This window comes from Subdoligranulum sp. APC924/74 (genome assembly GCF_003324125.1).
Classification (GTDB): domain Bacteria; phylum Bacillota; class Clostridia; order Oscillospirales; family Ruminococcaceae; genus Gemmiger; species Gemmiger qucibialis.
Genome location: NZ_PSQF01000001.1, coordinates 152,044 through 171,506 on the forward strand (window position 1 = coordinate 152,044; position 19,463 = coordinate 171,506).

General features: G+C 49.2%; 16 protein-coding genes. 14 read left to right on the forward strand and 2 right to left on the reverse strand.

What is annotated here, in order from left to right; all coding sequences use genetic code 11:
* Positions 1-33: 33 nt before the first annotated feature.
* The 9 genes from C4885_RS00760 to C4885_RS00800 all read left to right on the forward strand — a co-directional run bounded on the left by C4885_RS00760 (position 34) and on the right by C4885_RS00800 (position 8,226).
* Positions 34-540, forward strand: a complete 507-nt coding sequence (locus tag C4885_RS00760; RefSeq protein WP_147237715.1) for a hypothetical protein — start codon at positions 34-36, stop codon at positions 538-540.
* On the forward strand, positions 524-2,212 hold the full coding sequence (locus C4885_RS00765) for a recombinase family protein (RefSeq protein WP_113998583.1): 1,689 nt from the start codon (positions 524-526) through the stop codon (positions 2,210-2,212). The genes C4885_RS00760 and C4885_RS00765 overlap by 17 nt, the downstream gene beginning before the upstream one ends.
* Positions 2,209-3,810: a recombinase family protein gene (locus tag C4885_RS00770; RefSeq protein ID WP_113998584.1), complete on the forward strand. Its 1,602-nt coding sequence runs from the start codon at positions 2,209-2,211 to the stop codon at positions 3,808-3,810. Before C4885_RS00765 ends, C4885_RS00770 begins: the two co-directional genes overlap by 4 nt.
* A gap of 86 nt (positions 3,811-3,896) precedes the next feature.
* Complete coding sequence (locus C4885_RS00775) at positions 3,897-4,208, forward strand: hypothetical protein (RefSeq protein ID WP_113998585.1); 312 nt, start codon at positions 3,897-3,899, stop codon at positions 4,206-4,208.
* An 18-nt stretch (positions 4,209-4,226) separates the two neighbouring features.
* Positions 4,227-4,619, forward strand: a complete 393-nt coding sequence (locus tag C4885_RS00780; protein ID WP_113998586.1) for a VOC family protein — start codon at positions 4,227-4,229, stop codon at positions 4,617-4,619.
* A gap of 279 nt (positions 4,620-4,898) precedes the next feature.
* Positions 4,899-6,116: an ATP-binding protein gene (locus C4885_RS00785; RefSeq protein ID WP_113998587.1), complete on the forward strand. Its 1,218-nt coding sequence runs from the start codon at positions 4,899-4,901 to the stop codon at positions 6,114-6,116.
* A gap of 169 nt (positions 6,117-6,285) precedes the next feature.
* Positions 6,286-6,477, forward strand: a complete 192-nt coding sequence (locus C4885_RS16905; RefSeq protein WP_242979424.1) for a hypothetical protein — start codon at positions 6,286-6,288, stop codon at positions 6,475-6,477.
* A gap of 319 nt (positions 6,478-6,796) precedes the next feature.
* Complete coding sequence (locus tag C4885_RS17240) at positions 6,797-7,036, forward strand: hypothetical protein (protein ID WP_113998588.1); 240 nt, start codon at positions 6,797-6,799, stop codon at positions 7,034-7,036.
* A gap of 401 nt (positions 7,037-7,437) precedes the next feature.
* A complete protein-coding gene (locus C4885_RS00800; RefSeq protein WP_371681605.1) occupies positions 7,438-8,226 on the forward strand; it encodes a glycosyltransferase family 4 protein in 789 nt (262 codons plus the stop codon).
* Between the two features lie 50 nt (positions 8,227-8,276).
* On the opposite strand, the gene C4885_RS00805 is transcribed toward C4885_RS00800, so the two are convergent.
* Positions 8,277-9,830, reverse strand: a complete 1,554-nt coding sequence (locus C4885_RS00805; RefSeq protein WP_113998589.1) for a response regulator — start codon at positions 9,828-9,830, stop codon at positions 8,277-8,279.
* Positions 9,831-9,839: 9 nt separating this feature from the next.
* The gene (locus C4885_RS00810; protein ID WP_113998590.1) at positions 9,840-11,618 is read right to left on the reverse strand and encodes a sensor histidine kinase; all 1,779 of its coding nucleotides are present in this window, start codon (positions 11,616-11,618) and stop codon (positions 9,840-9,842) included.
* A 213-nt stretch (positions 11,619-11,831) separates the two neighbouring features.
* Here C4885_RS00810 and C4885_RS00815 point away from each other — a divergent pair, with 213 nt between their 5' ends.
* The 5 genes from C4885_RS00815 to gnpA all read left to right on the forward strand — a co-directional run bounded on the left by C4885_RS00815 (position 11,832) and on the right by gnpA (position 19,463).
* Positions 11,832-13,235 carry a carbohydrate ABC transporter substrate-binding protein gene (locus C4885_RS00815; RefSeq protein WP_113998591.1) on the forward strand — a complete coding sequence of 468 codons (1,404 nt, stop codon included), beginning with the start codon at positions 11,832-11,834 and terminating at the stop codon, positions 13,233-13,235.
* Between the two features lie 97 nt (positions 13,236-13,332).
* The gene (locus tag C4885_RS00820) at positions 13,333-14,247 is read left to right on the forward strand and encodes a carbohydrate ABC transporter permease (RefSeq protein WP_242979426.1); all 915 of its coding nucleotides are present in this window, start codon (positions 13,333-13,335) and stop codon (positions 14,245-14,247) included.
* A 1-nt stretch (position 14,248) separates the two neighbouring features.
* Positions 14,249-15,103 (forward strand): carbohydrate ABC transporter permease, encoded by an 855-nt coding sequence (locus C4885_RS00825; protein ID WP_113998592.1) that lies wholly within the window; start codon positions 14,249-14,251, stop codon positions 15,101-15,103.
* Positions 15,104-15,132: 29 nt separating this feature from the next.
* Positions 15,133-17,298, forward strand: a complete 2,166-nt coding sequence (locus C4885_RS00830; RefSeq protein WP_113998593.1) for a glycoside hydrolase N-terminal domain-containing protein — start codon at positions 15,133-15,135, stop codon at positions 17,296-17,298.
* Positions 17,295-19,463, forward strand: a complete 2,169-nt coding sequence (gnpA, locus tag C4885_RS00835; RefSeq protein WP_113998594.1) for a 1,3-beta-galactosyl-N-acetylhexosamine phosphorylase — start codon at positions 17,295-17,297, stop codon at positions 19,461-19,463. Before C4885_RS00830 ends, gnpA begins: the two co-directional genes overlap by 4 nt.

Here is a 19,463-nt window from a genome sequence, read left to right on the forward strand (position 1 = left end):
GCTGCATCTGTATATAAAAAGGTGATAGATGCTATGGAGAGAGAACGTCGAGAAGAAGAAAAGATGTACTCCGCAATTCAGCAGGGAGCTGGCAGAAAAGCAATTGAAGCAGTAAGAGCTGATAGTTCGATGCAGATGAAGACCATTCTGGCTGAACTTAATATGGAACAGTTTCGCCGTGTACCGTTATATGAATGCTATATGGCCGATGAAATCACGGAAGAACAGTATCATGCTGAAGTTCTGGACTATGAAGAAGCCCATCGAAAGCTGAATGAACAGCTTACGGCAATCATGGAAAATACGACGGTATGGGAACGGGCATTGAGTTTGCGAAATCCGTGGATTCAGCAGATGGAACAATATAAGACCCCAGAGGCACTGGATCGTAATTTTGTAAAAAAGTACATTGAACAGGTCGTGGTTACATTTTTGGGCGATAGGCAGGCAGAAATCAGTTTAACGATGAAAACACAGGAATGGAAGCAGATGCTTGAACGGATAGAACTGGAGGGTACAGACGATGGCACGAAAGAGTAGAAAGAATTTGCCCCAACCGGAACAGGCAGTGATTTCAGTGCAGTTCCCGGAATTGGATGAAGGAAAAATACCAACCGCAATCTATGGACGGCTTTCGGTGGAAGATAACGAAGATAACGAAAGCATGGAAACGCAGATTGCACTGGTGCAGGATTTTATTAACCGCAGCAGTGAACTGAATTATGTGGATACTTATTTTGACAATGGCTTTACAGGAACAAATTTTAAGCGCCCGGCCTTTACCCGTTTGATGAACGATGTGCGGCAGAAGAAGATCAAGTGTATCGTTGTAAAAGACCTCTCGCGCTTTGGTCGCAACTATCTGGAAGCGGGGTACTATATTGAAACTGTATTTCCGTTTCTTGGTGTTCGATTGATTGCTGTCAACGATAATTTTGATAGTACGCGCAAAGAGGATATGGAAAGCATGGCTCTTCCGATTCGGAATATGATCAACACCATGTATGCGAAAGACATTTCCAAAAAGGTGTGGAGTTCCCTGCAGCGTAAAAAAGAAGCCGGCTATGCAGTCGGAAGTGATGCTCCGTTTGGATATATTCGGAATCCTGTGACAAAACGAAATGAGATTGACCCGGAAACGGCTTTTTATGTACAGTTGATTTTTCAGTGGGCACTGATGGGCGTAGCGATTTATGAAATCGCCAGACGGATGACCTTGCTGCAGGTTCCTACCCCACGAGAGTGGCATCGGAAAATTGTTGAGGGAAAGGATGTTGTTACTTATAAAAAATGGGGCGAAACCTCGGTACGGCATATGCTGGCAAATCAAACCTATGTGGGAGATACCATCAACAATAAAAGCACACAGAAGTTTTTTGCGGGGCAGGACAAACGTGACTTATCGAAAGAACAGTGGTATGTGGCAAAAAATACACATCCAGCTATCATTGCAAGGGATGATTTTGAAAAGGTGCAGGAGATTCTGACGAAGAATCAGAAAGTGTTCAAAACAGTAAGAGCAGAAACAGAACAGATTCGCACGGAGTATCAGAATGACCTTGCCGGAATGGTATTCTGTGCAGACTGTGGCAGACCGATGGATTTTGATAGGCTTCCGCATGGAGCAGAAGAAAGTAAAAAGGTTTGCTACTATATTTGCAGAGCAAGGCAGGCGGATGATAAGTGCATCGGACATCAGATTACGGAAAAACTTCTGAAAGCTCTGGTAATGGATCAGCTGCATCTTTTCATCGTTCGGCTCAGTGATAAGCGCAAAATTCTGGAAGAACTGCGAAAAATCGAAGATATGCAGAATCCTGTCTACCGTGCAAAGAGTGAGGTAATGAGCCTGACGGATAAGGTTGGGCAGATGGCGAAGAAAAGAGAACAGCTTTATGCGGATTATGTGGCAGGCGCGGTGGATTCCGAAGAATATCAACAGATCCGGGAAGAGTATTCCAGACAGTATGATAGCCTGCGGACAGCACTGCAGAGAGTAGAAGCAAAAAAGATGGAAGTAGAACAACAAATCAGAGAATATCTGAATATGACTTCCAACCTGGAAGCGCATCTGGATGACTTTGGATTTGATGCTCAGCTGGTAAAATCCCTCGTGCAGAGAATCGAAGTGAGTGCAGATAAGCGGATTCGCATTGTATTTGGATTTCAAGATGTGTTAGCAGACTTTGGAAAGGAGAGTGCGGGAAAATGATTGCAACGTATCAGCGCATTTCAAGGGCGGACGGTGATTTGGGTAAGGATGGAAAAGACAAGAGCAACAGCATCGAAAACCAGAAAGAACTGATCCAGCGGTATATTTCCCACAAAGAAAGTCTGCAAAATCTGCCGGTGATGGATTTTGTGGATGATGGTTACACAGGCAGCAATTTCGACAGACCGGGCTTTCAGAAGATGATGGATGGTGTGCGCAGTGGCGAGATTGATACCATTATCGTAAAGGACCTTTCTCGTTTTGGACGTGATTACATTGGTGTGGGCGAATACATGGAGCAGATTTTTCCACTGCTGGGTGTCCGGCTCATCTCCGTCAATGACAACTATGACAGCAACAATTATAATGGTGCGACACTGGGGATGGATTTGGTTGTAAGCAATCTGGTAAACACCATGTACTGCCGGGATGCAGGAAAGAAACTTCGGACAGCCAATCGAGTGAAGTGGCGTAAGGGGATTTCTACAGCATCTTCTGCACCGTTTGGTTATCAGTTTGACCCAAATAAAAAAGGATCATATATCATTGACCCACCAGCGGCTAAAATTGTCCGTCGTATTTTTGACCTTGCGATTCTGGGACTGAGGACGCGAGAAATAGCGATGACGCTGAATGATGAAAATGCTCCGGTGCCAAGTGTTTATAACCGGGAGCATAAGGCGTATGGAAAAGAGACAACTTACACGATTGCGCCTGTGATACTTTGGGATAGCACTCGTGTCTGGAAAATTCTCACAGCGTATGTGTATACCGGTGCGATGGTTCTGGGAAAAAGCCAAAGGTTGATTTCCGGTAAGTCTATCTCTCGTACTGTTCCGAAAGGGCAGCAGTACATTACGGAAGGAACCCATGAAGCCATCGTCAGCCGGGAAGAATTTGAAAAAGCGCAGCTTGTCATAAACAACCGCAATAAAGTAGTAATGGGCAGCGTGGATTTTCCACTTAAGGGAAAAGTTCGATGCGGTAATTGCAGACGGGCTATGGGATATGACTACAAACAGGCTTCTCCCATATTCTGGTGCAGAGAGGGACAGGAACTTATCGGGCAGACCAAATGTTCATCGGAGATATTTCAGGCCAATGATATTGAAAATGCAGTATTTCAGGCATTGAAAAAAGAACTTTCTTTATTAGGCTCTCTCTATGGTGATATTAAAAAGGAAGAACAGAGCTTGAAAGAAGCCAGTAGAAAGGCAAGCCGTCGAAAAACATCGATGGAGCAGGAACTGAAAAATCTGAAAGGCGAGAAGATGCGGATGTATGAGGAATACGCAGCCGGAACGCTCTCTCTGGATAACTATAAGAACAAAAAACAAGAATATGATAGGAAGATTGCGGAGGTGCAGGATAAAATTGAACAATCCAAGGCGGAAGAAGCTGCCCAGAGCGTTGTTCCAGGAACGGTACGCGCAGCGGCAGAACAGGCAGAAAATTTCCTGCACGGCACGAGACTTACGGCAAGTATGGTATCGGCCTTCATCGAAAATGTTTATGTGCATGAGGGTGGGCGAATCGTTGTACAGTTCAAATATGAGCAGAGTATACAGGATGCCGTAAGAGCATTACACACAGATTAAATATCAAAAAAGGCGAAGCTGCCCATGCTATTACATTGGTGAGTGTGATATAATATGGGCAACAGACCAACTGGAAGGAGGACGAAATGAGTATAACCCGAAAGCTGGCAAAGCTGATATTGACCTTGTTGACCCTGCCGCTACTCGTAGTAGTATGGCTGCTGAAATGGTTCGTGATGTTCCTTTATTGTTGTTCAGCATGGATATTCTATCTGCTGGGCAGTGTGCTGTTCGCAACGGCAGTGCTTTCATTCCTGATGAAGCAGTCGCAGGGGAGGGAAGCACTTCAAATGCTGATCGGAGGATTTGTGATTTTTATGATTCCGCAGGTGGTTGGCAGCGTGGCTGTGTTTTTGGAACTGGTGGCAGCAACGATTCGGCAAGTATGGTACATATAAGGAGGTGAAACCTAGAATATGAAATTAGCAGCGATTCATCATGTGGCAATCATCGTTTCAGATTATGAGAAATCGAAAGACTTCTATGTGAATAAGCTGGGATTTGCGATTGTACGAGAAAACTTCCGTAAAGAACGGAATGACTGGAAACTGGATTTGCGTGTTGGTGAGGGTGCTGATGCGATTGAACTGGAGATCTTCGCAGAGCCGAACCCGCCTAAGCGCGTGAATCGACCGGAAGCCTGCGGACTGCGGCATCTAGCATTCCGGGTGGAGGATGTGGAAGCCACTGTAGCAGAACTGGAACAGATGGGGATAGGATGCGAACCGATTCGATTGGACAGCTACACCCAAAAGAAGATGACATTTTTCTTTGATCCAGATGGTTTGCCATTGGAACTGCATGAATAAAAAACAACGCCCTCATAGTTGAGAGGATTCGTAAATCTTCTCTGCTATGAGGGTGTTTCATTCCATAGGAATGGGAAGGTTATAGATTGAGCGTTTCTACCCATGCGAATAGATCTGCTTTGGTGGAGTTGGAGTTAAACACTTTTTCATGCCTCGTATCTGACAATTTCCATAATTAGAAAATATTGAGTCTGATAAAATAAAAGTTTCCGAAACGGGAAAATAATTTGATATCCTGCGTACAATATGCTATACTGAGAAAAAAGGAGGAATGCAGATATGGTTGAACGAAAAGAATATCTTGACCAGCTTTGGGCATGGAAAGATGAGCGGCAGATCAAGGTCGTGACCGGAATCCGTCGCTGTGGAAAATCTGTACTTCTGGAACAGTATCAGCAGAGACTCTTGGCGAATGGAGTCGCACCAGAACAGATTATTTCTATCAACTTTGAAAATCTGGATTACGAACCCTTAAAAGATTATATGAGGCTGTACAACTATCTCAAAGAACGTTTGTGTGTTGATAAGATGACATACATCTTTTTGGACGAGGTTCAGGAAGTTCCTTCATTCGAGAAAGTGGTTGACAGCCTTTATATCAGAGATCATGTGGATGTTTATATCACGGGCTCCAATGCATATATGCTGTCAAGTGAGCTTGCAACGCTTTTGTCAGGAAGGTACACAGAGATTAAGATGCTGCCGCTTTCTTTCCGCGAGTATATGGCGGTGACAGGTATGGCAAAAGAGGAAGCTTTTGCAGAGTTTATGAAAACTGGCGGAATTCCGTATGTGGCAGTAATGAACCGTACGGATGAAAAAATAGATCAGTATTTGGAAGGAATCTACAACACCGTCATTGTAAAAGATATTGAGCAGCGGCAGACAAGAAGAGAAAAAGAGAGTGGAAAACGAAAAATCACAGACATTGCGTTACTGAAGACAATTGCCAGATATCTGGCAAGCGTTATCGGCAGCCCGGTGTCTATGAAAAGTATAACCGATTATCTGATCTCAGCTGGCAGAAAAGTATCCCAAAACACAGTCAGCGATTATGTTGAAGCCCTGACAGAGTCTTTTGTTTTTTATCCTGTGGAGCGATTTGACATTGTAGGAAAGCAGCTCTTAAAGGTCAACAATAAGTTTTACATGGTAGATATGGGAATCAGAAACCACATTCTTCCAAGAAAACGATACGATCTTGGATTTACCATTGAGAACATTGTGTATCTTGAACTTTCACGAAGGGGCGGCAAAGTCAATATCGGAAAATATGGTTCTACTGAAGTTGACTTTGTGACACAGAAGGAAGGTGTGCTTACCTATTATCAGGTGACCGCTGATATGACGGCGGAAGAAACCTTTGAGAGAGAGATGAGACCGCTGCGGAGCATTCAGGATAATTATGAAAAGATTGTTCTGACACTGGATCGTTTTTCACTCGGAAATTACGATGGCATAAAAGTTGTGAATGTCATCGACTGGCTTTTGGGATGAGGAATCTGCATCTGGGTTTGTACACACCCAACCAAGGAGTTCCAAAACACTCTGGTTCGTTATTCCATTCGTCCAGAGCAACCACAGAGAAAAAGAAAATTCTTGAAGAAGAATTTGGCGTTGCAATGAACCAAGAACTGGAAAAGAACTGGAAAGGGAGGTGCTTGTTATGTGCAACCTTAGTCAGGGCGTAAAGGCCGAAGGCAGAGAAGAAGGCATTAACATTGGTGAGATGCGGATGCTGGTGCAGCTTGTCCGAGATGGTGATTTAAAAATAGAGCGCGCTGCTGAAAAGGCAAAAATGACAGTGGAGCAGTTTAAGAAAATGATGGAAAACACTCCGTTGGGGCGAAGCCTCTGACAAGACTCCTGTGTATGTCACAGATGTGATCGTGACCTATCAGGTGCTTCCTGAGAAGAGTGCATAAGTTTCGTGAAAAGCTCACCAGACACCTCAATAGGACGATTCGGTGGAAGCAGAGTCGGTCGAAAAGATTCATAAGTCATTTCGTCTGACAGATTACTCACGAGTGTACCAGCTCGGTTTGTCATGATTGTTTCCTTTCCTCCGAAAAACGGAAATTGAAATTTCTGAGGCTATTTTAGCATAGAAATTTCAAGTTAAGAATTTTATAGTTTAATTTTGCCCTACTTATGTCAAAGAAAGTAGGGCTTTTCTTATGCCAAAAGGAGGGGGTTACGCAAATGGCATCCAGAATGCGACTCTTGCCAAGATCGATGAAGCTGGAGAAAAGCTCCAGAACATCGGATCTTCTGTGGAGAATGTCGGCAAGAAGTTCCTGACGGTGACTGCCGCTGCTTCTTCCAATGCGAACACCAATGTCTCCATGATGGGCAAGACGTTCAAGTACTGTGCGCCTATCGCCGGTGCGCTGGGGTTCTCGGCAGAGGATCCGTAAGATCGTATCTGCCGTGCAGCAGTTCGTGGATAAACTGAACAGCATGGATTGAATTTCAAAAAGGCGAAGTTGCCCATGATATTACATTGGTGAGTGTGATATAATATGGTCAACTGAGAAAAACTACGATAACTAAAGACTTTTTTTACGGCTTGAGTTGTTCTTTAAAAGTTTTATTTGTTGAAAAACTGCAAGAAGGCCGTGTGACAATTGAAGAAGCAGCGGAAGATGCTGGAATGACAGTAGAGAAATTCAAGAAAGTGATGGAAAACACCTCTCTGCAGGCGGTCTAAGAAAAAACATATAGGGTAAACTGTTAAGCCCTACAAGGCTCAGATCGGTTCGATACCGACTGAAAGCCTTGTAGGGCTTATTTTTTTGCTTCTTTTTCAAATTTATTTGTGAAAAATGTTGTCCAAGACTTGACATCGGCCGGCATTGATTGGCAGCGCGAGAAATGGCAATCAGGACTTGGTTCTAAGTTTATCCACCAAGGCGAAAAAAATGCTGCGAAATATGCGGACGAGGTCATTGTTCTGAGCAAAGGAGTGCAGGACTATTTTAAGGAAACTTATGGAAGAGAAACGCACTTTATCCCTAATGGCGTGAATAGGCCGCAGATTCGGGAAGCAAGTCTGATTACAGATAAGTTCGGGCTGAAAAAAGACTCATACATATTGTTCCTCGGTCGTCTGGTGCCAGAAAAGGGTATTCGATATCTGGTTGAGGCCTTCAAGAATGTCAAGACGGATAAAAAACTGGTCATCGCAGGCGGCTCCAGCGATACGGATTCCTTTATGGAGGAATTGAAAGACCTGGCGAAGGGTGACGATCAGATTCTCTTTACTGGGTTTGTGCAGGGAGCAATGCTGGATGAACTATACAGCAACGCTTACATTTACACATTGCCGTCTGATCTGGAAGGAATGCCATTAAGTCTGCTGGAAGCAATGAGCTATGGAAACTGCTGTCTGGTTTCCGACATTCCAGAGTGCGCAGAGGTTGTGGAAGATAAGGCATTGATTTTCAAAAAGTCGGATGTAGAGGACTTGCGAGAAAAACTGCAAGAGGCCTGTGACCATCCTGAAATGGTTATGAAAATGAAGAATCAGGCAGCTGACTTTATCTGCGAGAAATATAACTGGGATGAAGTTGTAAGGGAAACGATGAAGTTATACACAAGAAAATAATATGTTAGAGTCAACTGTTCCAATAAGAATAGTAAGACACAATGCGCCCTTTACGCTTCAGCATATTCGCTCGGCGTTTTCCCATAAAAATCTTTGAATTTTCGCGAGAAAAAGTAGGGGTCATCAAAACCTACGGCGGCAGCTACTTCCTTGACATAGACCTGCTTATTACTGCGGATCATCTCACCGGCGCGTTTCATGCGCACCTCGTTGATGTACTGGAACAGGCCGGTGCCGGTCTCTTTGGAGAACAGGCGGCTCAGATATTCCCGGTTCAGCCCTACATAGTCGGCAATGCCGTCCAGCGTCAGTTTGTCCATATAATGCGCGTTTACATAGATGATGACGGCCTGCACCTCTTTTTTGAATTTGCTCAAGGCAATTTTGCTAAGTCCCATGCGTTCCTGCAAAATCAAGCAGAGCAGTTGTTCAAGAGCCTCCGCGGTGGGGGCTTTTTCTATTTCCTTAAAGGTTTGCTCCAGTGTCTCCTGCGGAATCATATTCTCGCCGGGACGCTCCAGCAACAGATGGCAGGCTTCACGGACGCGCTGCGGCGGCATACAGAGCGCCGCGCAGTTCTGAAAGAAGGTGTGAACGGCAATCTGCATCTGCAACTCATCGGCATTTTGTGCTGCGACCGCGGTGGCCTTGGACAGTTCTGCCTGAGAGACATGGAAGGGTTGGGCAGTAACTGTGTGTGCTGTTGCCTTTATGGGAGCGCTGCGCCCTACATAAAAGGCGAGAGCTTTGGAATTCTCGCACAGTTGGTAGTCTTGGCGGAGTTCGGCCAGTGAAATGGGCTTGTCGTGGTAGATGATGACCGGCGCATCCAGAAAATATGTTGTGACCTGCCGTTGCAAGCGGGCAAGTTTCTTATCCAGAGTACGCCCGGAGGCTACAAGGCTTTCATTGCTGATCAACCCGCAGATTTCATCCTCATGGGTGTGCAGAAATACTTTGCCGCCGATTTCATCGAAAACCTCGGTAATTAAGTCGGTCACAGCATCCAGCGCGGGCATAGGATGAGTTTTTGCGGGAATTAAAGTGACGGTAAACAGCCGGACGGGAAAGACCAGCGGTTCCGGCAGCATGGAGAACGGATTGGAAGCAGGGGAGGACCCAGCAGTGGATGTTATCCATTGAGCGCAGTGAATCAGGGCATTCTCCTTTTTCTGCGCTTCAATGGCAAAGGATCGGTGGTCCTCCTCCGTCTGGCGCTGCTGCTGGACACGAAGCAAATCGGCCATCTTTTCCAGATGCTCACCGATGCTTTCCCCGTTCATATTGATTTTCAGGAAGTAGTCATAAGCGCCATCCGTCAGGGCCGTGCGCACGGAATCGAAATCGGAATAGTTGCTCAATACCAGAATCGGGCCGGTAAAGCTGCGCTTTTTCAATTCATGAATGAGCGCGAGCCCATCCATGCCGGGCATTTTCAAGTCCGTGATAACCGCATCAATGTGCTGTGTCTCTACAATGTGCAGCGCTTCCTGCCCATTACTGGCTGTTGCCGCCAGCAGGAATCCGTTCTTGCCCCACTCCACGGCGGACTGGAAAGCAACCTTAATCAGTGGCTCGTCGTCTACAAGCAATAAATTATACATTGTGTTACCTCAGCGAATGGCTTCATTTGGAATACAGAGAATACATTGTGTGCCGATGCCGGGGGCACTTTCAATCGTAAGGCCGTATTCATTTCCGTAGTGTAGACGCATACGTTCATCTACGTTGCTTAATCCGATGCCGGAGAAGCGCTCAGAATTTTTCTCCTTGATGGCACTGGGGTCAAAACCGCAGCCGGTATCGGAGATATGAATGGTAAGCAGATTCTCGCTCACGGTGGCACGGACGGTGATGGTGACAAAATCATCTTCATCCGCCGTGCCGTGCAGGATGGAGTTCTCTACAAGCGGCTGCAAAATAAAGCGCGGCACAGTCCAGTATCCGGCAGCATCTTCAATTTGATATTCCATCTCAAAGCGCCCTGCGTAACGCAGCTGCTGGATGTCGCAGTAGTTCTTCAGGTTGCGCAGCTCATCATCAAACGGAATCAATTCATCCTTTTTAATAAGGGTGCTTTGCAGCAGGGAAGAGAGAGCATCAATGCCGTGGCTGACCGGGGTAACATGATTGAGTGTGGCAATCCACTTTAAGGTGTTCAGGGTATTGAACAGGAAGTGCGGGTTGATTTGATATTGCAGAGTCTGCAATTCCAACTCGCGCATTTTGCGCTGATCATCGCTCCAGCGCTGCGCCAGCAGACCAATTTCGTTGACCATGTTGTCGATGGTGCGCGCCAGAAATCCGAGTTCGTCGGGGCTGGGATCATTGATTTTCAGCCCGATTTCCTCATCGCTTTTCGCATTGCAGGCGGCAACCATATTATCAATGGGGTGCATGACGCTGCGGTAGACAAGCAGTGTCAGGAACACACTGACAACGACTAGCACTGCGGCCAGCGCAATAAGCATCATATTGATGGTTCTTGTGCCGTTGGTAATGTAGGCCTGCGGAATCGTGGCCGCCAGATACACATTATAGGTTGTGTTGTATTTGAAAATTGTCAGTGTATCTACGCCGTTCAGCTCACATAAAAAGTTGTTTTCACCCGCCTGCCGAAGCGCCGTGATCTGCTGGAAAATCGGGTCATCGGCCAAATCTTCTCCCAGCAGTTCCGCGTTCTGAGAAGATACCACATTGCCGGCGGCATCAATCAGCAGGAAGTTGGACCCCTCGCCAAAGGAAACATCGGTAAATATGTAGCGGCTTAGCTGGGATTCGTCAATGTACAGCATGATATACCCCAGCGGCGTGCTGGTGTGGTGCATATCATAGATTTTACGGCCAATGACAATTTTATCGTTGGCGCGGTAAGTGTGGATGTATTGCAGACTATCCTGTGGAGAGGCGGCCTCAATATTATCCAACAATTCATTAAAACGCTGAGGTGTAATATCGTCATAGCCCAAATCGTAGATGACTGTGCGGTCATTGGAAACGACGCGGATGTTTTTAAGGTGTGTGCTCTGAAAAGGAATTGTGACGATCATTTCACCAATACCGCTTACAATACCACTCGTAAGGGGGTGCCCATTATTGACAGATGCGACACCATTCTGTACAGTATCAGATACGGAGATGGAACCTATGTAGTCGCTATAAATGCCAAGCTGGGTAGACATATTATTATTGAGTAGTTCGATAGTTTGTAAGGCAGCCTGTTTGACCTTTTCGTTCATGGATTGGGTGTATGCACGGTAAGAAAAAATACCAATCGTGATGACGGGAACAAGAGAAATAATCAAAAATGTCACAAACAGACGGGTGCGAAGTTTGATTCGTCGCAACACATTGGGGGAAAACCCACGCGTTTTTTGTGCATTTAGTGACATATATAGGCCTCCGTTTGTGCAAAGTGACTACAATCTATCCATACATTACCTGAATTATAAGGGTAACGACAGAAAAAGTCAATAAAATCCATCTTTAAGTAAAGGGAATACATTTATCAAATCCGGTTTGCCCGATATAATAAAAGTGCAATCAGGGAACGACAGATGAGCCGCATCCCAAACAAAGAAGGAATAATTTTTAGGAGGAAAACCATGAAAAAAGCAATCAGCATGATGCTTGCCACTGCAATGGCAGCTACCTGTCTGGCAGGCTGCGGCAGCGCAGCATCTTCCAGCGCAGCAGCATCCAGCGAGGCCGTCTCTTCCGAAGCAACGTCCGCCGCTACCAGCGAAGCCTCTACCGGTGAGAAGACCTTTGAGAACAATGAACTGAACATCGCGGTGTTCGAGGGCGGCTACGGTTCCGCGTACTGGGACGAAATCATCAAACGCTTCGAGGATGCCTATCCCGGCGTCACTGTCAATATGCAGATCAGCCCGAAGATTGGCGACATCATCCGCCCGCAAATCGTGGCAGGTAATGTGCCCGACTTCATCTCGATGAACGACAACGACTCCACCGGCCTGATTTCCTCTATGGTCAAGGAGCATGCGCTGATGGATCTGTCCGATGTCTTTGAGGAGGGCGGCATTGATGATGACACCCCGCTGAAGGATCAGGTTATCGATGGTCTGCTGGATTCTGCCAAGTGCTCTCCCTACGGCGATGGCAAAATCTACATTGCCCCGTTTGATGCCAGCCCGATGGGTCTGGTTTACAACAAGACTCTGTTCGAAGAGAACGGCTGGGAAACGCCTGTGACCTGGGATGACTTCTTTGAACTGGGCGACAAGGCCAAGGAAAAGGGTATCGCGCTGTTTACCTATCAGGGCATCTACCCCGGCTACCTTGAGAGCATGCTGTGGCCCGCACTGGCTTCTGCCACCGGCATCGACAACATGAAGGCAATCGCCTCCTACACGCCCGGCTCCCTCAGCTCTGATGAGGCCCTCAAGGTCTTCCAGAACATGGCAAAGATCGGCACCGATGGCTACCTGATGGATGGCACCGTTGCTCTGAACCATACCCAGAGCCAGACTGACATGATGATGAACAAGGCTCTGTTCATCCCCAACGGCAACTGGATGGAAGGCGAAATGGCCGATGCTCCCCGTGCTGACGGCTTTGAGTTTGGTCTGACCTGCGCACCCGTTCTGGATGACGGCGAGGCCCGCTATGTTATGAGCTCCGTTGAGCAGTTTGAGATTCCTGCCAACGCCAAGAACCCCGAACTGGCAAAAGAGTTCCTGCGCTTCCTGTACACTGAGGATTCCGTTAAGCTGTTCGCAGAAAAAGCCAACGGCATCTACGCTCTGAAGAAGGCCAACGAGATGGTCAAGGGCATCGTTACCGATGGTGTCTACAACATGAACGACATCTATCAGGAAGGCACGTTCATGGTCTTCGGTTGGGATGCAATGCCCGACACCAGCAAGGTCGTTATCGCTGATTCCGTCTTCAATGTTGCCAGTGACGTTATGAATGGTGACATGACTGCCGAGCAGTGGCGTGACGGCATCGAGGCTGCTTTCGAGGAGATTGCTGCTTCCAAGTAAGCTGAATTGCTGAATTTCCACTGACCAAAGTAAGATTGACCCTGCCGAGTAAACGCCATGCGAACTTGGCAGGGTTCTTTTTAAGGGGGAAACTTGTTTGAAAAACCGCCAAAATCGCCCCAAAAAGGCGCAGCCGCTTCCCGTACTGTTTATCTGCATCAGCGTTCTGCCTGCCGTGATCCTAACTCTTATGTTCACGATCTGGCCTACGGTGCAGGCATTATATCTTTCTTTTACCAATGCGACCTCTCTGGGGCTTAACAACAAATTTGTGGCACTGGATAACTATATCTATATGTTCCACGACAAATCTTTCATTCAAGCACTTAAAAACACAGCAAAGCTGATGGCGGTTGTTCCCGTTATCACAATTTTCTGTAGTCTGGTGCTGGCATTCGTTTTGAACCAGTGCAAGCTGAAAGAAATGGTCTTGTATCGCACGATTTTCTATTTCCCGAACATCGTTTCTCTGACCGTTGTAGGTATTATATGGAGTTTTGTGTTCCACCCGAATGTGGGCATCGTCAATAAGATTCTCGGTGCTGTCGGGCTGGAGAGCTTGCAGCGTTCCTGGCTGGGCGACAGCAAGACTGCGCTTTGGTGCATCGCGTTCACGCTGCTGTGGCAGGCTGCCGGTTACTACATGGTCATGCACATCGCGGCTATGGACGGCATTTCGCCGGAAATCTACGAGTCCGCAACGCTGGACGGTGCCAGCGCATGGCGCAAACTCGTCAGTATTACGATGCCTCTGATGAAAGATATTATCGGCATCACCTTTGTTCTGGCACTTTCCGGCACCATCAACCTGAGTTTTGTGCTTTCGCAGGTCATGACTGGCGGCGGTCCTAACGGTGCATCCAGCGTTCTGCTGCAATATATGTACACGCAGGGCTTTGTCAACGGCAACTTTGGCTATGCCATGGCTATCACGGTCTTTACGCTCGCCATCTCCGTGGCGCTGTCCATGCTGTCCCGCAAATTGACCGATGCTTCCGAAGGAGGTCAGTAATATGACACAAAATGAAAAAAGCAAAATCAGAGCAAAGGTCATCAAGTGGGTGACGCGCCTGTTCCTGATTTTGGTTGCCGTTATCATGCTGTACCCTCTGGCGTGGAACGTCGTTTCTTCGTTCAAAACCAGTACAGAGTTTCTGACGGACCCCTTTGCATGGCCGCAGGGACTTGCATGGGATAACTACGTCCGCGCTTATGAAAAATCTAACCTTGCTGCCAACATCGGCAACTCGATTTATGTCGTGCTGGAAACACTGGTCATTATTGTGATCTGCGTTGTGCCGTGTTCTTACTGCCTTGTGCGGTATAAGTTCCCCGGCGCGAAGCTGATTTTGAACATCTACATGGCGGCCATCTTCATTCAGGCCACTTATATTATGATTCCGCTGTTCTTGCAGATGAACAAGCTGAACCTGCTCAACAGCCTGACGGCGCTGGGTGTACTGTATGCAACGATGCAGTTCCCGTTTGCTATCTTCCTGCTGACCGGCTTCCTGCGCAGCATCCCGCGCGATTACGAGGAAGCTGCCATGATTGATGGCTGCGGTCCGTTCCGCATTCTGACGAGCATTATCATTCCTATGTGCAAACCCGGCATCGTGACAGTCTGCATGATCTCCGCTATGGCAGCATGGAACGAGTACCCGGTGGCTCTCGTTATGGTTACCGATCCGACCAAGGCTACGCTGCCTGTCGGCCTTGCCAACCTGTATGAGATCCAGCGCTACGCTACCGACTGGGGCGCGCTGTTCGCAGCCCTCGTGCTGGCACTGATTCCCACTGTCATCCTCTTCATCGTCGGCCAGAAGCAACTCGTGCAGGGCTTGAGCGTCGGCGGCGTTAAGGGCTAAACAAAATCGAATAGGTTAGGAGAACCGATATGCTGCCCCAAAAACATTGCAACATCAATTTAACCGGCCCAATACCCCGCTGGGATGAAGCAATTCCACTGGGGAACGGCATACTCGGTTCTCTTTTTTGGGGGCCGATGGAGCACCTGCGCATTTCCGTGGACATTGCCGGACTGTGGCTGCGTCGCCGCCCGGAGGAAAAACTCGATAAAGAATTTACCTATGCAAAACTGGTAGAGCTTGCACGGAAAGGCGATGTGGCAGAAACACGCCGTATCTTTGATACGCCCTATGCCCGTCCGACACCCACAAAAATCCCCGCAGGACACTTGTTCCTGGATGGACTGCCGCAGGGCAGCTATCAGGCAAGCCTTGATTTGGGTACAGCGGTGGCATCCTTTTCCCAAAGCGGCAGAACCATTCTGCGCGCCTGCCTCTGTATGGGGCGGCCTGTTGGGGTACTGATGCTGCCGGAGGCGTACCGGGATGCAGAGCTCACGGTGGAGCGCCCCTCTTTCGGGAATGGCACGCAGGCAGCCGAAGCGGGCAACAGCGTGTCTCCCGGCAGCTTGCAGCAGCTCGCCCTGCCGGATGCTATCCCCGAAACGGAGGATGGCATGATTGGCTTTTCCCAAAAGGTCGATGATAGAACTGCCTATACGCTGCTCTGCAAAAAATGCGGCACAACGCTGTATTATACCGCCGTGCAGGCAGAAAACGTAGAAAAAGCAAGCCAACTGGCGAAGCTGGAACTATGTGCAGCGGAAGATATGGGGGCAGAGAAGCTGCTGCAACAGCATAAACGCTGGTGGCAGCAATACTGGGGCAAAAGCAGTTTGCAGCTGCCGGATGAAACACTCGAACAGCTTTGGTACCGCGCCAATTACTTTTTGGCAGCGGGTTCCGAGCCGGGCAATGCCCCGATGCCGCTGCAAGGGGTATGGTGCGCGGATGACGATCAGCTCCCACCGTGGAAAGGTGATTACCACAACGACCTCAACACCCAATTCACCTACTGTCACTATCTGACTGCCAACCACCCGGAGCAGGGAAAGGTATTTCTAGACTATCTCTGGTCGCTGCGCCCGCAGGCGGCAAAGTTTGCCCGTGCATTTTACGGTACGGCAGGGGTGTGCCTGCCCAGTGTCATGGACATTGACGGCGGAGCGCTCGGCGGCTGGCCGATGTATTCCCTGTCACCGACCAATCAAATCTGGCTCTGCCAGATGTTTTATGAATACTACCGCCTGACGGGGGATAAAGAGTTTCTGCGCACCCGTGTGGAGCCTTACTTTACCGCCACGGCAGCCTGCCTGGAAGAACTCCTGCAAGAAGGCCCGGACGGAAAGCTGGTTTTACCGGTCTCGTCCTCACCGGAAATTCACGATGATGAGGCAGCCTCATGGCTGACTCCTAACAGCAACTACGATCTAGCGCTGCTGCACTATCTGTTCCACACTCTGGTACAGATCGAGTACCAGCTAAGTAAGCCACGCAGCCATTGGCATGCAATAGAGGCAAAACTTGCACCTTTAAGCGTAGATACAGAAACCGGGCTGATGCTTTCACCTGATGAAACCTTGCAGGAAACGCACCGCCATTTTTCCCACGCTATGGCAATCGAGCCGCTGTGTATGCTGCGCTATGAAAATCCGCAGGACCGCAGCGTAATAGATGCAACAGTAGATCACCTTGTACACCTCGGTAGTGGGCAGTGGGTAGGGTTTTCCTTCGGTTGGATGGCACTTTTGCAGATTGCCCGCAGCAATGGAAATGGTGCTTTGTATGAGCTGCACCGCTTCGCAGAGCATTTCCTGAGCCGGAACGGATTTCATTTGAACGGCGACTACAAAAACAGCGGCGTTTGTGATTTCCACTATCGCCCCTTTACGCTGGAAGCGGATTTTCTGGCGGCACACGCAGTACAGAAAATGCTGTTGCGTTCCGAAAAGAATCATATCGAGGTTTTACCGGCCTGCCCGCAGGGCTGGAAAAATGAACCTGTTGCATTTCAGAATTTGCGGGCAGAAAATGGTCTGCTGATTTCTTATCAGCGGACAGCAGACGGCAAGCACAGCCTTACCGTAAAAGCAACACAGGACGGAAGCTGGTATCTTTGCAACACGCATTGCTGGGTCACCTTGCAGGCCGGACAAACTCAATCTTACCAATGGACGGAGGAAAACAAGAAATGAATACCAAAGGTCGTGTAACGATTCCCACCGATATGGACGCAGTACCCGAAACCCTTGACCTGCTCAAGCGCTGGGGCGCGGATGCCATCCGCGACTGCGACGGCACCGAGTTCCCGCAGGAGCTGAAGGACACCGGCGCCAAGATCTACGCCACCTACTACACCACCCGCAAGGACAACGCTTGGGCTAAGGCAAACCCCGATGAAACGCAGCAGTGCTACATTATGACCCCGTTCTATACCGCTGCGGACGGTGCGCTGACCATCCCCCTGATGACGGGCATCAGCCGTGAGCTGATGAAGGTCAACGACCACGACGACATTGCCCGCTGGTGGGAAGTCATCGACCGCACGACGGGCGAGCCGTTGGATGCCGCCGCGTGGCATTATGACGCAGCAACCGAGAGCGTTGTCATCGACGCACCCGCCGCCTACCACGAGTACACGGTCAGCTTTTTGGCGTACCTGATCTGGGATCCCGTCCATATGTACAACTCCGTCATCAATGACTGGAAGGATGTCGAACATCAAATTCCGTTCGATGTACGTCAGCCCAAGACCCACGCCTACACAATGCGCCGCCTGCGCGAGTATCTCGAAAGCCACCCCTATGTCAATGTCGTGCGCTTTACGACCTTCTTCCACCTGTTCACGCTGGTGTTTGACGAGCTGCGCCGCGAGAAGTATGTGGACTGGTACGGCTACTCTGCCTCCGTTTCTCCCTACATTCTCGACCAGTTCGAGAAAGAGGTCGACTATAAGTTCCGCCCCGAGTTTATCATCGATCAGGGCTACTACAACAACCAGTACCGTGTGCCCACCAAGGAGTACAAGGATTTCCAGGCATTCCAGCGCCGCGAGGTCGCCGGTCTGATGAAGGAAATGACCGACATCGTCCACGCCTACGGCAAGGAAGCCATGATGTTCTTGGGCGACCACTGGATCGGCTGCGAGCCGTTCATGCCCGAGTTCCAGCAGTCCGGCGTGGATGCCATTGTCGGCAGTGTCGGCAACGGCAGCACCCTGCGCCTGATTTCCGACATCCCCGGCGTCAAGTACACCGAGGGCCGCTTCCTGCCCTACTTCTTCCCCGATACCTTCCACGAGGGCGGCGACCCTGTGCGCGAGGCCAAGGAGAACTGGGTCACCGCTCGCCGCGCCATCCTGCGCAAGCCCATTGACCGCATCGGCTACGGAGGCTACCTGAAGCTGGCCTGCGAGTTCCCGGAGTTCCTCGACTATGTCGAGAGCGTCTGCAACGAGTTCCGCGAACTGTACGAGAACATCAAGGGCACGACCCCCTACTGCGTCAAGACCGTGGCTGTGCTGAACAGCTGGGGGCAACAGCGCGCCTGGGGCTGCCACATGGTTCACCATGCGCTGTACCAGAAGCAGAACTACAGCTATGCGGGTGTGATTGAAGCCCTGTCCGGCGCACCGTTTGACGTGAAGTTTATCAGCTTTGACGACATCAAGGCTGACCCGAAGGTGCTGGACGGCATCAATGTCCTTATCAACGTCGGCGACGGCGACACCGCCCACACCGGCGGCAAGGTCTGGGAGGATCCTGATATTTCCGCTGCCGTCAAGGGCTTTGTCCACCGCGGCGGCGGCCTGATCGGTGTCGGCGAACCGGGTGGTCACCAGTATCAGGGGCGCTATTTGCAGCTGTCCGCGCCGCTCGGCGTGGAGAAGGAAACAGGCTTCACCCTGAATTACGACAAGTACAACTGGGATGAACACCGCGACCACTTTATTCTGGCCGACTGCCCCGACCACGACGTGGACTTTGGCGAGGGTAAAAAGAGCATCTTCGCGCTGGAAGGCACCGAAATTCTGATTCAGCGTGACAAGGAAGTCCAGATGGCAGCCCACGAGTACGGCAAGGGCCGCGGTGTGTATATCAGCGGTCTGCCGTACAGCTTTGTGAACAACCGCGTGCTGTACCGCGCCATCCTGTGGGCCGCCCACGATGAAGCCGACCTGCACAAGTGGTTCAGCACGAACTACAATGTGGAAGTCCATGCCTACGTTAAGAACGGCAAGTACTGCGTGGTCAACAACACCTACGAACCGCAGGACACGACCGTTTACACCGGTGACGGCAGCTGCTTCGACCTGCATCTGGATGCCAACGAGATCAAGTGGTACAGCATTGAGGGGTAA

What these genes read in the sequence shown, in the direction of transcription:
- C4885_RS00760 (WP_147237715.1), top strand. Translation starts at nt 34, where the DNA reads ATGGAGAGAGAACGTCGAGAAGAAGAAAAGATGTACTCCGCAATTCAG.
- C4885_RS00825 (WP_113998592.1), top strand. Translation starts at nt 14,249, where the DNA reads ATGACACAAAATGAAAAAAGCAAAATCAGAGCAAAGGTCATCAAGTGG.
- C4885_RS17240 (WP_113998588.1), top strand. Translation starts at nt 6,797, where the DNA reads ATGCCAAAAGGAGGGGGTTACGCAAATGGCATCCAGAATGCGACTCTT.
- C4885_RS00770 (WP_113998584.1), top strand. Translation starts at nt 2,209, where the DNA reads ATGATTGCAACGTATCAGCGCATTTCAAGGGCGGACGGTGATTTGGGT.
- C4885_RS00815 (WP_113998591.1), top strand. Translation starts at nt 11,832, where the DNA reads ATGAAAAAAGCAATCAGCATGATGCTTGCCACTGCAATGGCAGCTACC.
- C4885_RS00810 (WP_113998590.1), bottom strand. Translation starts at nt 11,618, where the DNA reads ATGTCACTAAATGCACAAAAAACGCGTGGGTTTTCCCCCAATGTGTTG.
- gnpA (WP_113998594.1), top strand. Translation starts at nt 17,295, where the DNA reads ATGAATACCAAAGGTCGTGTAACGATTCCCACCGATATGGACGCAGTA.
- C4885_RS16905 (WP_242979424.1), top strand. Translation starts at nt 6,286, where the DNA reads ATGTGCAACCTTAGTCAGGGCGTAAAGGCCGAAGGCAGAGAAGAAGGC.
- C4885_RS00775 (WP_113998585.1), top strand. Translation starts at nt 3,897, where the DNA reads ATGAGTATAACCCGAAAGCTGGCAAAGCTGATATTGACCTTGTTGACC.
- C4885_RS00765 (WP_113998583.1), top strand. Translation starts at nt 524, where the DNA reads ATGGCACGAAAGAGTAGAAAGAATTTGCCCCAACCGGAACAGGCAGTG.
- C4885_RS00805 (WP_113998589.1), bottom strand. Translation starts at nt 9,830, where the DNA reads ATGTATAATTTATTGCTTGTAGACGACGAGCCACTGATTAAGGTTGCT.
- C4885_RS00780 (WP_113998586.1), top strand. Translation starts at nt 4,227, where the DNA reads ATGAAATTAGCAGCGATTCATCATGTGGCAATCATCGTTTCAGATTAT.
- C4885_RS00830 (WP_113998593.1), top strand. Translation starts at nt 15,133, where the DNA reads ATGCTGCCCCAAAAACATTGCAACATCAATTTAACCGGCCCAATACCC.
- C4885_RS00785 (WP_113998587.1), top strand. Translation starts at nt 4,899, where the DNA reads ATGGTTGAACGAAAAGAATATCTTGACCAGCTTTGGGCATGGAAAGAT.